This is a genomic window from Mesorhizobium sp. FG116, assembly GCF_057809835.1.
On the sequence record NZ_JBMDKS010000045.1, the window covers coordinates 1 to 13,353 of the forward strand.

Annotated in this window: 12 protein-coding genes and 1 riboswitch; of the genes, 7 read left to right on the top strand and 5 right to left on the bottom strand. The window is 61.9% G+C overall.

Annotation, left to right across the window (positions count from 1 at the left end; translation table 11 throughout):
• The 4 genes from ACODTY_RS22260 to ACODTY_RS22275 all read left to right on the top strand — a co-directional run.
• Positions 1–511 (top strand): DUF6504 family protein (locus tag ACODTY_RS22260; RefSeq protein ID WP_488996359.1); only part of this gene is annotated, 511 nt, incomplete at its 5' end.
• The gene (locus ACODTY_RS22265) at positions 508–3,780 is read left to right on the top strand and encodes an error-prone DNA polymerase (protein ID WP_488996360.1); all 3,273 of its coding nucleotides are present in this window, start codon (positions 508–510) and stop codon (positions 3,778–3,780) included. The genes ACODTY_RS22260 and ACODTY_RS22265, both read left to right, overlap by 4 nt.
• Before the next feature lie 201 nt (positions 3,781–3,981).
• Positions 3,982–4,398 carry a hypothetical protein gene (locus ACODTY_RS22270; RefSeq protein WP_488996361.1) on the top strand — a complete coding sequence of 139 codons (417 nt, stop codon included), beginning with the start codon at positions 3,982–3,984 and terminating at the stop codon, positions 4,396–4,398.
• Positions 4,332–5,321, top strand: a complete 990-nt coding sequence (locus ACODTY_RS22275) for an FRG domain-containing protein (protein ID WP_488996362.1) — start codon at positions 4,332–4,334, stop codon at positions 5,319–5,321. Before ACODTY_RS22270 ends, ACODTY_RS22275 begins: the two co-directional genes overlap by 67 nt.
• A 370-nt stretch (positions 5,322–5,691) precedes the next feature.
• Here the strand turns inward: ACODTY_RS22275 and ACODTY_RS22280 are convergent, their stop codons facing one another.
• The 5 genes from ACODTY_RS22280 to ACODTY_RS22300 form a co-directional block, all read right to left on the bottom strand.
• Complete coding sequence (locus ACODTY_RS22280) at positions 5,692–6,369, bottom strand: epoxyqueuosine reductase QueH (protein WP_488996363.1); 678 nt, start codon at positions 6,367–6,369, stop codon at positions 5,692–5,694.
• Between the two features lie 112 nt (positions 6,370–6,481).
• Positions 6,482–7,393, bottom strand: a complete 912-nt coding sequence (prpB, locus tag ACODTY_RS22285; protein ID WP_488996364.1) for a methylisocitrate lyase — start codon at positions 7,391–7,393, stop codon at positions 6,482–6,484.
• Positions 7,394–7,403: 10 nt separating this feature from the next.
• On the bottom strand, positions 7,404–8,567 hold the full coding sequence (gene prpC / locus ACODTY_RS22290; RefSeq protein WP_488996365.1) for a bifunctional 2-methylcitrate synthase/citrate synthase: 1,164 nt from the start codon (positions 8,565–8,567) through the stop codon (positions 7,404–7,406).
• 10 nt (positions 8,568–8,577) lie between these two features.
• The gene (locus ACODTY_RS22295) at positions 8,578–10,095 is read right to left on the bottom strand and encodes an MmgE/PrpD family protein (RefSeq protein ID WP_488996366.1); all 1,518 of its coding nucleotides are present in this window, start codon (positions 10,093–10,095) and stop codon (positions 8,578–8,580) included.
• Positions 10,092–10,508, bottom strand: a complete 417-nt coding sequence (locus tag ACODTY_RS22300) for an acyl-CoA thioesterase (RefSeq protein ID WP_488996367.1) — start codon at positions 10,506–10,508, stop codon at positions 10,092–10,094. Before ACODTY_RS22300 ends, ACODTY_RS22295 begins: the two co-directional genes overlap by 4 nt.
• Before the next feature lie 145 nt (positions 10,509–10,653).
• Here ACODTY_RS22300 and ACODTY_RS22305 point away from each other — a divergent pair, with 145 nt between their 5' ends.
• The 3 genes from ACODTY_RS22305 to ACODTY_RS22315 form a co-directional block, all read left to right on the top strand.
• Positions 10,654–12,075 carry a short-chain fatty acyl-CoA regulator family protein gene (locus ACODTY_RS22305; RefSeq protein ID WP_488996368.1) on the top strand — a complete coding sequence of 474 codons (1,422 nt, stop codon included), beginning with the start codon at positions 10,654–10,656 and terminating at the stop codon, positions 12,073–12,075.
• A gap of 91 nt (positions 12,076–12,166) precedes the next feature.
• Positions 12,167–12,766, top strand: a complete 600-nt coding sequence (locus tag ACODTY_RS22310) for a hypothetical protein (RefSeq protein ID WP_488996369.1) — start codon at positions 12,167–12,169, stop codon at positions 12,764–12,766.
• Positions 12,767–12,806: 40 nt separating this feature from the next.
• Positions 12,807–13,020, top strand: a riboswitch (cobalamin riboswitch).
• A 105-nt stretch (positions 13,021–13,125) separates the two neighbouring features.
• Positions 13,126–13,353: putative oxygenase MesX (locus ACODTY_RS22315; RefSeq protein WP_488996370.1), on the top strand; the 228-nt coding region annotated here is incomplete at its 3' end.

Here is a 13,353-nt window from a genome sequence, read left to right on the forward strand (position 1 = left end):
CACGGCCGAGCCGTTGCAACGCCGGCAGATGGCCAGCGACCTCATAGAGATCGTGACACCCGATATCTCCGACCTCGTGGACACGCTGGCCAACCGCGTCGGCGAGCGAGCGATCTACCGGGCGGCTCCCGTCGCCAGCGACGTGCCCGAGCGATCGGTCTGCCGCATTCCGGCGCTGTCGCCCGACACTGGTGCTGCATGGCCGAGCCATTGGCCGCGGCCTGCGCGTCTCTTTGCTCATCCGGAGCGCATCGAGGCGATCGCGCTCCTGCCGGACCATCCGCCCGTTTCCTTCACGTGGCGCGGGGTGCGTCGCCGCGTCAAACGGGCGGACGGTCCCGAGCGCGTCCATGCGGAATGGTGGAAGCGCGATGCCGAGCTTGCCGCCATCCGGGATTATTTCCGGGTCGAGGACCAGGCCGGCGAACGCTACTGGATTTACCGCGCCGGCAATGGCGAGGATCCTGAGACCGGCTCGCATCTCTGGTTTCTGCATGGGGTGTTCGGATGAGCGGACCCCGCTACGCCGAGCTTCAGGTCACCACGCATTTCAGCTTCCTGCGTGGCGCGTCGTCCTGCGAGGAGCTGTTTTCTCGCGCCGCCGCACTCGGCATCGAGGCGCTGGCCGTGGTCGACCGCAATTCGCTCGCCGGCATCGTGCGCGCCCACGAAGCCGCGAAGGCGACCGGCGTGCGCCTCGTCGTCGGATGCCGGCTCGATCTTGCCGATGCGCCGCCGATCCTTGTCTATCCCACCGATCGTCCCGCCTATTCGCGGCTCTGCCGTCTGCTGTCGCTCGGAAAGCAGCGCGCCGGAAAGGCGAGATGCGATCTTCGCTGGTCGGATCTGGTCGCCTACGGTGACGGCCTGATCGCGGTGCTCGTTCCCGACATGGCGGATGAGGACTGCGGATTCCATCTGCGCCGGCTGCGCGACGCCTTCGGTGACCGTGCCTATATGGCGCTGACCTTGCGGCGTCGGCCGAACGATCAGCTCCGGCTTCACGAGTTGTCTAACCTCGCGGTGCGGATGCGCGTCGAGACGGTCATCACCAACGACATACTCTTCCACGAGCCCGGCCGGCGTGTCCTGCAGGACGTGGTGACCTGCATCCGCCATGGCGTCACGATCGACGACCTCGGCGAGCGGCGCGAGCGCCATGCCGACCGCTATCTGAAACCGCCGGCCGAGATGCACCGCCTGTTCGCGCGCTATCCCGAAGCGCTCGCCCGCACGCTGGAGATCGTGCGGCGCTGTTCCTTCTCCATGGACGAACTGCGCTACCAATATCCGGAGGAGCGGGACGATCCCTCGCTCACCCCGCAGCAGACGCTTGAGAAACTGACCTGGGAAGGTGCTGAACGACGTTATCCGGAGGGCGTGCCGGACAATGTCGTCGCTTCGCTCAAGCACGAGTTGGCGCTGATCGCCAAGCTCGACTACGCGCCGTATTTTCTCACGGTGAACTCCATCGTCCGCTTCGCGCGATCGCGCGACATTCTCTGCCAGGGGCGCGGCTCGGCCGCCAATTCGGCGGTCTGCTACGTGCTCGGCATTACCTCGATCGACCCCGGCCGCAACGACCTCCTGTTCGAACGCTTCATCTCGGAGGAAAGGCGCGAACCGCCCGACATCGACGTGGATTTCGAGCATGAAAGGCGCGAGATCGTCATGCAGTGGGTGTTCGATACCTACGGCCGCGACCGCGCAGCGCTGTGCTCGACCGTCATCCGCTACCGCACCAAGGGGGCGCTGCGGGACGTCGGCAAGGCGCTTGGGTTGCCGGAGGACCTGATCTCGACGCTTTCCGGCCAGGTCTGGGGCTGGTCCGAAGAGGGCGTGTCGAAAGGCCAGGTCGAGCAGCTCAATCTCAACACCGCCGACCGGCGCCTGCGCCTGACCCTCGATCTTGCCTGGCAGCTTATGGGCGCGCCCCGACATCTTTCCCAACATCCGGGGGGCTTCGTCCTCACCCATGACCGGCTGGACGACCTTGTGCCGATCGAGCCGGCGGCCATGGAAAACCGGCAGGTGGTGGAATGGGACAAGGACGATATCGACGCGCTGCGCTTCATGAAGGTCGACATTCTCGCCCTGGGGATGCTGACCTGCATGAAGAAGGGCCTCGACCTTCTGGCCGAGCACAAGGGCGCCAATCTCGACTTGGCGACGATCCCGCCAGAGGACCCGCGTACCTATGCCATGATCAGGCGGGCCGATACCCTCGGAACCTTCCAGATCGAATCCCGTGCGCAGATGTCGATGCTGCCGCGGCTTAAACCCCGCACCTACTACGACCTCGTCGTGCAGGTCGCGATCGTGAGGCCCGGACCGATCCAGGGTGACATGGTGCATCCTTATCTGCGCCGCCGCGAGGGACTGGAGCCGGTCCACTATCCCAAGCCGGAACTCGAAAAGGTGTTGGGCAAAACGTTGGGCGTGCCGCTCTTCCAGGAACAGGCCATGCAGGTCGCGATCTGCTGCGCCGGCTTTACGCCCGGCGAAGCAGACATGCTGCGCAAGTCGATGGCGACGTTCAAGCACACCGGCGGCGTCAGCGCCTTCAAGGCCAAGCTCATCGACGGCATGGTCGCCAACGGCTACGAGCGCGATTTCGCGGAAGCCACCTTCAGGCAGTTGGAGGGGTTCGGCAGCTACGGCTTTCCGGAAAGCCACGCAGCCTCCTTTGCCCTAATCGCCTACGCTTCGGCCTGGCTCAAATGCTGGCACCCCGACGCATTCGCAGCCGCGCTGCTCAATTCCCAGCCGATGGGATTTTACGCGCCGGCGCAGATCGTCCGCGACGCCCGCGATCACGGGGTCGACGTGCGACCGGTTTGCGTGAACACGTCCCGATGGGATTGTACGCTCGAACCGACCGGCGACGAAGACCGTTTCGCCGTTCGTCTGGGCTTTCGCATGGTCAAGGGCCTTGCCAATCAGCATGCTGCATCGATCGTCGGCGCGCGTGCCGATCAGCCCTTCGCGTCGGTCGACGATCTCTGCCGCCGCGCCGGCGTGCCGCAGGCCGCGCTCGTCCAGCTCGCCGAAGCCGACGCCTTCCGGCCGGCGTTCGGCCTCGCGCGACGCGAAGCGCTCTGGGCCATCCGCGGCCTGCGTGACGCCCCGCTGCCGCTCTTCGCGGCCGCGACGGCGCGCGAGGAAGAAATCGTGCCGGAGATCGCCGAGCCGGCCGTCTCGCTGCGCCCGATGACGGCCGGCAGCGAGGTGGTGGAGGACTACGGCCATGTCGGGCTGTCGCTCAGGTCGCATCCGGTTTCGTTCCTGCGCGAGGATCTGCGTCGTCGCTGCATCGTCTCCTGCGCCGAGGCCATGGACGCCCGTGACGGCCGCTGGCTGGAAGCCGCCGGCATCGTGCTGGTCCGCCAGCGGCCGGGTAGTGCGAAAGGCGTCCTGTTCGTGACGATCGAGGACGAGACGGGCATCGCCAACCTCGTCGTCTGGCCGAAAGTGTTCGAAGCCAATCGCCGCACGCTGCTATCGGCCGGCATGCTCGGCGTGCGCGGCCGTATCCAGCGCGAAGGCGCGGTCGTGCACCTGGTCGCTCGGAAGATCACCGACCTGTCGGCCGAGCTCGCGAGCGTCGGCGCGCGTGATGCCGCCTTTCCGCTACCGCACGGCCGCGGCGACGAGTTCCATCATGGATCGCCGTCGCCCGATCCGCGCGGTCTGCCGCCAAGATCGTTCCAAGGTCGCAATTTGACGGACGGATACGGCCACATCCGCCAGATAGCCGTCAAGGGCAGGAATTTCAGATGAAGCGACGGCGCTGGAATCAAATGAAGCGACCGCTTCCGACCCTCATCTCGGACGTTCCGAGCGACCCAGCCACTCTCTCCAAGCTGCCGTTCGCGAAGCTCTGCTGGCCGCTGCCCTGCGCCGCACTGCAGATATGGAGTTGACCGCGGTTTGGCGGTTCTCTCATAAAGCTCGACAGTTTTTATTCGAGGGGCGGCGAGCGTGTTCAGTGTAGTCATGGCGGGCAATGATTCAGCCTGGAACGTGCCGGTTGGCGAGGTGCACAACGACACTTTCACGCTATCGCGTTTCCTTGAGTACACGGACCCGTCGATTGTCGCGAGCTTCCAGCCCATTACGGCCACCAGTCTCGCCTATCTTTCCGAGTTGCCCACTCTCTTCATGAGTGAGCTGGATCGCGACGACAACCGAAATGAATTTTTTCGTATTCGTCTCGGCAAGGTTTCGAACCTATCTGTGGTCGCGGGCGAAATCTTCTACACATTTGAACTTCGCACGATTTTGGGGAGGTCCCCGTCACGGACCGCGAAGCCTTCCGGAAAGCGCTCCGGATGGATTCCTTTGAGCTGCACCGTACTCACTGGGCAATCAAGTCCGCCGATCTCAGCACCGTTCTAAATGATATCATCCCGGGGTTGCCGAATATTGCCAACGTCACGACGGCGCCGGCCCCACCCGAGCCCGCCGAGGCGCGGGGCGAGCCAGTTGAGACGTTGCAAGCCTTTATGGCGCAGGTGCTCGCGCTCGATGAGAAGCCCGGCGAGGAGATATTTTATCGCGGACATTCGGACTTCAACTATCTGCTCGCTCCCTCTTTGTTTCGCCGGAATCAGTCTGGCAGCTACAAATACCTTCCGAAAGAAGAGGTGATGGTTCGGGAACTTCTGAGCGTCCAGGACGCGCAATTCTCCAATGACCGTTCAATGCTGGACAGATTGGTGCGTATGCAACATTTCGGGCTTCCGACCCGCCTGCTTGATGTCAGCTCCAACCCTCTCGTAGCGCTCTATTTCTGCTGTTCCACAATCAAGACGGATGGTGAAGGAAACGAAATAGAGGGTGAGGTCATCATCCTTCGCTCGCCCAGCCACGACGTGCTCCATTTCGATTCAGATCGCGTGAGCTGCATCTCAAACCTCTGTCTGATGAAGGAGGAGGAGAAGAACGCGATGGACCTGACTATGGAGACCATAGCCTTCAATCAAGAGCCAGTTGTCGAGAAGCTTCTTCACTTCATCAAGCGAGAGAAGCCTTACTTTGAGGGGCGCCTCGTCCCGGAAGATCTACAGAAGATTGTTTTCGTCCGGGCGCGCAATACACATGAGCGGATGGTTTCGCAATCCGGCGCATTTCTGCTGTTTGGTAAGGACGCTATTCTCCCTGAAACCGGGCATAGCAACATCGAAGTGTCCCGAATTCGAATTCGGAACAAGGTTGGCATCCTTGCCCAGCTCGCCAAGCTCAACATAAAGGCAAGCACAATCTATCCAGGTATCGAAAAGGCGGCGAGCGACATCGCGAAAAAGCACGAGCTGGCCTAAAATGCCGAAACCCGTTCACTGACCAGCCGATTTGGCAGGCTACCGTCGATCACCGGCACGGTCGCTATGGCCTGCAAGCGGCAATGGGTGACAGCAGTATAGCCTTTGCAGACTTTTTGGCTTCGATGAAGCTGACGTTGCCGTCCTTCTCCCCCGATCTCGCATAGGATACGTGCTGACAAGAACGGGGCCGATTGCTGACAGTCCGGTTTCAGTCCGCCCTCGCGATAAGCTGCCGTTCTGCAGCCGACCTTAATTGTTGTCGCTCGGGGTATCCTTGTAACAACCTAAAATCCGACATCCGTTCAGCTCCCGGCAGACGGCGGGGCTGGGACAGAAGGGTGCTAGTCTGCTGTCGAAGTTCGTTTGGTTAAGGCGGATAGCTGTCTTCGCGATCAGGGTCGAAGCGATAGTAGTTCTGGCCGATGACGACGGGCTCGCGGCCCTGGTTGCGACGATGCACGTTCGTGTCCCGCAATGAATAGACGCAGCCGCAATATTCCTGCTGATAGAACTCTTCGCGCTTGCTGATTTCGATCATACGCGCTGCGCCGCCGCCCTTGCGCCAGTTATAGTCCCAGTATTCCAGACCCTCGTAGGGCGCAGCGGCGCGTTTGCCGCAATCGTTGATCTGCGCCATGTTTTTCCAACGCGAGATGCCGAGCGAACTCGTCATCACAGGAAAGCCGTGCTCATGGGCGTAGAGCGCGGTGCGCTCGAAACGCATGTCAAAGCACATGGTGCAGCGGATGCCGCGCTCTGGCTCCCACTCCATCCCCTTGGCACGGGCGAACCAGTTGTCCTTGTCATAGTCGGCATCGCTGAAAGGCACGCCGTGCTTTTCAGCGAAGCGCACATTCTCGTCCTTGCGCAGCAGATATTCGCGCTCCGGATGAATGTTCGGGTTGTAGAAGAAGATCGTATAGTCGACGCCGGAAGCCAGCATCGCCTCCATCACTTCACCCGAACAAGGCGCGCAGCAGGAATGCAGCAACACCTTGCGATGGCCGTCGGGTGGCGTCAGGACGGGGCGTTCAATGTTTGTCATTGCCGGTCCAAATAGCAAACTTCTCCGGTTGGCTCCACATATCCGTCTTGCTGCCTTGCATGGAGAGCAGTGAAAGTCCGGCAAAAAGGGCTCGTGACGAGGAATGCTCAGCTTAAACCAGTTCGGGCACGATCGTCGCGACGATGGACGCATCGAGTGCTTCGTAGCCGGCCAGGTCGATGGCGCCGTAAAGCTCCGCCCGGGTCTGCATCGCCCCAAGCATAGCTTCGGCCGACCCATTTGCTCGGATGGTCGCATAGAGTTTTTCCTGCGCCTTGTTGGCGACGCGCAAGGATGAAACCGGCCAGATCACCATCTTGTAGCCCATCTGCTCGAACTCGTTCGCCGTGAAGAAAGGCGTCCGGCCGAATTCGGTCATGTTGGCGAGCAAGGGCACGCCCGGCATACGGGCGGCGAACTCGCGGAACATTTCTGCTGTATTCAGGGCCTCCGGGAAGATCGCGTCGGCTCCCGCCTCCATGTAGAGCTTTGCACGCGCGACTGCGCCATCGAGCCCCTCGCTTGCCGCCGCATCAGTGCGAGCGATGATGTAGAGATGACGGCGGGCCTTCGCTGCGGCAGCGACCTTGGCCGCCATGTCGTGGGCGGCGGCGAGCCTCTTGTCGTTGAGATGGCCGCATTTCTTGGGCAGGAGCTGATCTTCCAGATGAACCGCGCCGGCGCCGGCGTCCTCGAAGGTGCGCACCATATGCATGACGTTCAGCGCCTCACCGTAGCCGGTGTCGCCATCGACGAGCAGCGGCAGGCCCGACGCGCGGGTGATCTGGCGGATAAAGAAGGAGACTTCGTCCACCGTGATGATACCGAGGTCTGGAATGCCCATCGAGGCGGTCATGGCAGCGCCTGAGAGATAAAGCCCGTCGAAGCCGGCGGCCTTTGCCTGAAGCGCCGCCATGCCGTTATGTGCGCCCGGAAGCTGGGCGATGCCGCCGCGTTCCACCAGAGCGCGGAAACGAGCGCCCGCCGGTTCTGCCGGTAGGTCAGAAGATACAAGATAGGGCATTTGTCTTTCCTTATGCGGCCTTGGCAGTGTTAGGCCGACCACGCTTCTCGATCGGCACGAACTCCAGATTCTCCGGGCCGACATAGTTGGCCGACGGGCGGATGATCTTGTTGTCGATGCGCTGCTCGATGATATGCGCGGCCCATCCGGACGTGCGCGAGATAACGAAGAGCGGCGTGAACATCGCCGTCGGCACGCCCATCATGTGGTAGGATACCGCGCTGAACCAGTCGAGGTTCGGGAACATCTTCCTGGCGTCGGCCATCGTGCTCTCGATCCGCTCGGCGATGTCGAACATTTTCGTCGAGCCGGCCTCGACGGAGAGTTGGCGCGCCACGGTCTTGATCACCTTGTTGCGCGGATCGGAGACCGTGTAGACCGGATGGCCGAAACCGATCACCACCTCCTTCGCCTCGACCCGGCGGCGGATGTCGGCCTCCGCCTCGTCCGGATCGGCATAGCGCTTCTGGATGTCGTACGAGGCCTCATTCGCGCCGCCGTGCTTCGGACCTCGCAGTGCGCCGATCGCGCCGGTGATAGCCGAATAGACGTCTGATCCGGTGCCGGCGATCATCCGGCCGGTGAAGGTGGAGGCGTTGAATTCATGCTCGGCATAGAGGATCAGCGACACATGCATCGCCTTTACGTGCGACGGCTTTGGCGTCCTGCCGTGCAGCAGGTGGAGAAAGTGACCGCCGATCGTATCGTCGTCGGTTTCCACTTCGATGCGGCGGCCGTTATGGGCGAAGTGGTGCCAGTAGAGCAACATCGAGCCGAGCGATGCCATCAGACGGTCGGCGATGTCGCGTGCACCGGCAAGGTTGTGATCCGCCGCCTCAGGCAGAACGCAGCCCACCGCCGAAACGCCCGAGCGCAGCACGTCCATCGGATGCGTAGCGGCCGGCAGCAGCTCCAGCGTGCGCTTCACCGCTTGTGGGAGACCGCGCAACGACTTCAGCTTGGCCTTGTAGGCAGCGAGTTCGGCAGCCGTTGGAAGCGCCCCGTGGACGAGGAGATGGGCGATCTCCTCGAACTCGCAGGTCTCGGCCACGTCGAGAATGTCGTAGCCGCGATAATGCAGATCGTTGCCGGTGCGCCCCACGGTACAGAGCGCTGTGTTGCCGGCGACGACGCCGGACAGCGCGACCGACTTCTTTGGCTTGAATGCGGTCATATCATCCTCCTCAATCGCGCTTCCAGTCGAAAATGCCAGTTCCGGCCGCCGCGCCGAGCCTGTCGGCTTCGACGGTGAAGTTGAGGCCGGAAAGCTCCTCGGGTTCAAGATCGAGCAGGCGCTCCACCGTGGCGATGAAGCGATCCTGCTCCGCCCCCGCGATGATCCCTTCAGAGAGCGTGCGGAACTTCTTTACGTAGTCCGGCCGGGCGAAGGGGCGCGCGCCAAGGGGATGCGCGTCGGCCACGGCAAGCTCGTCCTCGATCACGGAACCGTCCTGCAAGGTGACGACGACGCGGCCGCCAAACGCTTTCTCCTTCGGATCGCGGCTGTGGTAGCGCTCCGTCCAGGATCCGTCCTCGACGGTCGAGATCTTGTGCCAGAGAGCCACGGTCTCGGGCCGGTTGGCGCGCTCGGGCGCATAGGAACGTTCGTGATGCCAGCCGCCATCCTCCAGAGCGACAGCAAAGATGTACATGATCGAATGGTCGAGCGTTTCGCGGCTCGCCTTCGAATCCATCTTCTGCGGGTCGTTTGCCCCGGTCCCGATCACGTAATGCGTGTGATGGCTGGTGTGGATGACGATGCCCTTGACCCTGGACAGGTCGCCGACCTTCGGACCCATCCGTCTCGCCAGATCGATCAGCGCCTGGCTCTGATATTCGGCTGAGTGCTCCTTGGTGTAGGTGTCCATGATCGCGCGCTTGGCTTCGCCCTTCTCGGGAAGCGGCACGGCATACTCGGCCTTCGGACCCGAAAGCAGCCAGGCGATAAAGCCGTCCTCACCTTCCCATGCCGGGGACGGAGCGCCCTCGCCGCGCATGACGCGGTCAACGGCTTCGACCGCCATCTTGCCGGCGAAGGCCGGCGCATAGGCCTTCCAGCTCGAAATCTCGCCCTTGCGCGACTGACGGGTGGTGGTGGTGACATGCAGCGCCTGCTGCACCGCCTGATAGATGACTTCAGCGGGTAGACCGAGCGCCGTGCCGATGCCAGCGGCCGCTGATGGCCCGAGATGGGCAATATGGTCGATCTTGTGCTCGTGCAGGCAGATGCCTTTCACCAGATCAACCTGAATCTCGTAGCCCGTAGCCAACCCTTTCGCGAGCGCCGCACCTGAAAGCCCGCAATGCTGCGCCACTGCGAGGATGGGCGGGATATTATCGCCCGGATGCGAATAGTCCGCAGCGAGGAACGTATCGTGGAAGTCGAGTTCTCTCACTGCGACGCCATTGGCCCATGCAGCCCATTCCGGCGAAACACGCGTCGATGCCGCCAAACCGAAAACTGTCGATCCCGGCGAGAATGGATGGGCGAGAGCTTGCGCGCGTGCGCTGATGATTGGACGCCGTGCCAGCGAGGCAGCGGCCACGGATGCATTGTCGATGATGCGATTGCCGATCATCTCGACCACGTCGGCGTCAAGCGCCACATCGTCCGCCGCGACAGCGGCGATCTTCCAGGCAAGCTGGTCTTCGCGAAGGAGTTTCTCGGCGGACTTGTAGGTACGGACCTCATGTGACTTCACGAAACAGCTTCCTCTGCATGATGTGACTCTGAAGGGGGGATCAGCATCGGGACGCCGTCGCTGTCGACGGCTACCAACATGAAACGGCCAGTGATGGCGGCGGTGACTTCCTCCGTGCCGGGACGATCAGGCAGGATCTCGACGATCACGGTCATGGACGAGCGGCCCTGGAAGACGATCTGCGCTCGAACGTCGATGATGGATCCAATCCTGATCGGGCGGAGGAATTCGATGTTGTCCGCCTTTGCCATGACCACGGCACAGCGGGCATGCCGTATGGCGCAGACGAAGGCGGCCTTGCCCATCATCTGCAGGGCGTTCGCACCATAGAGCGTGCCGTAGTGATTGGCCTGTTCGGGCAGAACGACTTCCAGAAAGCTGGCTTGGCCTGGCGCGGATGCGATCGGCTCCATGTTCACGCGAATGTATCCGATTGACTTTTCAAATTCGCATTATCCGCATATGATAGATGTATTAAACCACTGAAAATGCGTAGCTTTGTGAAGATGATCCTGTGAATATGCAAAGTTTGCGAAGTATCCGGGGGCGACGGCACCCATGAAGAAGGCGTTCATGGGCGTGCGGCTGAAGCGGCTGCGGGAGGAGCGCCGGCTGACTCAGCAGGCGCTGGCCGACGCGGTCGGCGTCTCGCTCTCCTATCTCAACCAGATCGAGAACAACCAGCGTCCTTTGACCGTGCCGGTCCTGCTCAGGCTCAACGCCGCCTTCGGCATGGACGTGCAGATCTTCTCCGACAATGACGAAGCCCGGCTGATCGGCGAACTGCGCGAGGCCCTGGCCGATCCGGCGATCGGCGAAACGATCGCCTCGGCGGAATTGCGGGAGCTGGCCGCCAACATGCCGGCCGTGGCGCGCGCGTTTATCTCCCAGGGCCGCAGGCTGAAGCAGGCGACCGAGCAGGTCGCGGCCTATGCGGCAAGGCTTGGCGATGGCAGGTGGGGAGAGCCGGCAGCCCTTCCTTCAGCGCCGTTCGAGGAGGTGCGCGACTTCTTCTATGCGAACCGCAACTATGTGGACACGCTCGACCGCGCTGCGGAAACCGTCGCCAGGGAACTCGGTTTGCCGCTCGGACGAATGGCGTCTGCGATCGCCCGCCGGCTGGAGGCGAAACACGGGCTGCGGATAGCCGACTTACGGGACGATGCGGCATCCGCCACCCAGCGGAAATACGACCCCGAAACGCGGACGCTATGGCTGTCGCGCCGGCTGCATTCCGGACAGCGGGCGTTCCAGATGGCGACCCAGATGGCCTTTCTTGAGCAGCGTGAACTGGTGGATGCTCTGGTCGCCCAAGGGGCTTTTTCCAACGACGAAGCCCGATCGCTGGCGCGCATCGGCCTCGCGAATTATTTCGCAGGCGCGCTGATCCTGCCTTATGCGCCGTTTCTCCAACTTGCGGAACGCCTTCGCTACGACATCGATCTGCTCGGCCACGAGTTTGGAGTGGGATTTGAAACGATCTGCCACCGGCTGAGCACGTTGCAGCGCGCAGAAGCACGCGGGGTGCCGTTCTTTTTCGTTCGTGTCGACAGGGCCGGCAACATATCCAAGCGTCAGTCAGCGACGGATTTCCACTTTTCGCGTGTTGGCGGAACCTGTCCATTGTGGAACGTGTACGACGCTTTCTCCAATCCTGGCCGGACGCTGATGCAGGTGGCCGAGATGCCGGATGGCCGCGCATATCTATGGATTGCGCGCATGGTCGAGAGTTCGAGGGGCGGACATGGCGCACCGTCCAAGAAGTTCGCGATCGGGCTCGGTTGCGACCTGTTGCATGCCGATCGGCTGGTCTATTCGCAGGGCCTTGCGTTAAATGACAAATCAACTCGCACCTTGATCGGCGCCGGATGCAAGGTCTGCGACCGCGTCAGCTGCGCCCAGCGCGCTTTCCCGCCGCTGGCAAAAACATTGGTGATCGACAGCCGCCGCAGTACTTTCGCCCCGTACTCCAGTGCCTGAGGTATGGTGGAAGAATCTGTGTTACAGACTATAAATTGGGCTCTCGGTATCAGGACCTCCGCAAATTCGGTCAAAAGAGTTGTCTTGCGGCATGACACGGGCATCACAGGCAGATCGCATCGCCAGTACGGCCTGTTCGGCAAATGATTTTCATCATCTTACCGTTGCACCAGAGAGCGGCACACTTTGCGTCGCACTTGATCTCCCGAGCGATCCGGTGCGCTCGATCCCGGATCGATTGCGGCTTGCCCGGCGTCTCTTTATCCAGTCGATGGAAAAATTCGGGCCACTGGCAACAGTGATCCATAAGGAACCGCCGGCGTTCCTTTTCTCATTGGATCGGTCGGAAAGACTCGACGACATTTGCCAAGTGCTCGACATGCGGTTGCGGAGCGTCTTCAATGAGCCGCTGCCTGCCAAGCATGTCGACGTGCTTCTTGGCATCTCGGCCAAGGAGCGCAGACGCTGGAGCAAGGACGGGCGCCTGCCGTCTGTCGGCCATCTTTCATCGAGCCGTACCCAACGGCGATTTACACTGCGGGTGTTCTCGGTCGATGTCATCGACAGGCTGAGGCGCGATCCGGCGAAGATCGCCAAGTGGCGCGAAGATGACGCCGACGAGTCACCAGATAGTGGACAGGGATTGCCGACATTGCAAAATTCAACGCCAATACCTGCAATAAAGATATAAACATTCCTTTATGCGTCCTTGACTTCGTACGGCAATTGCAGGAAGGTGCGGACGCCTAGGTTCCCCGGTCGTTGTGTGCAACGCACCGGGGCTAAGAGGGAAGCCGGTGCCCCGTAACAGGGAATGCCGGCGCTGCCCCCGCAACTGTAAGCGGCGAGCCGATGTCCAGCATGTCACTGGGGGTCAAACCCTGGGAAGACGGACGGAAGCGACGACCCGCAAGCCAGGAGACCTGCCTTGGTAAAAAACGTCCACGGGCGGGGTGTCCCGGTGTGCCGTAGCGGAGGCCGCGTGGCGGCCTGACTTGCTATGTGTCCGCTGACCCATCCCCCAAATCATTGGGGTAAGTCGTGTCTCAAATCAGAAGGTCTCCAGTCGATTGCCGGCAGACGGGCGACGACTTTACATTTCGGCTCAAGAGCGTCCGTTTTGATGAGGATTATCGTCCCGCCGACAATACGCGGGCGACGACCAACTTCGCCAATTTGGCCCGAGGGGAGAACCGCCGGGAGAACCTGCGCAACGCCTTGAGGATGATTGATAATCGCTTCAACGCCCTGGCGCATTGGGACAACCCCAAGGGCGAT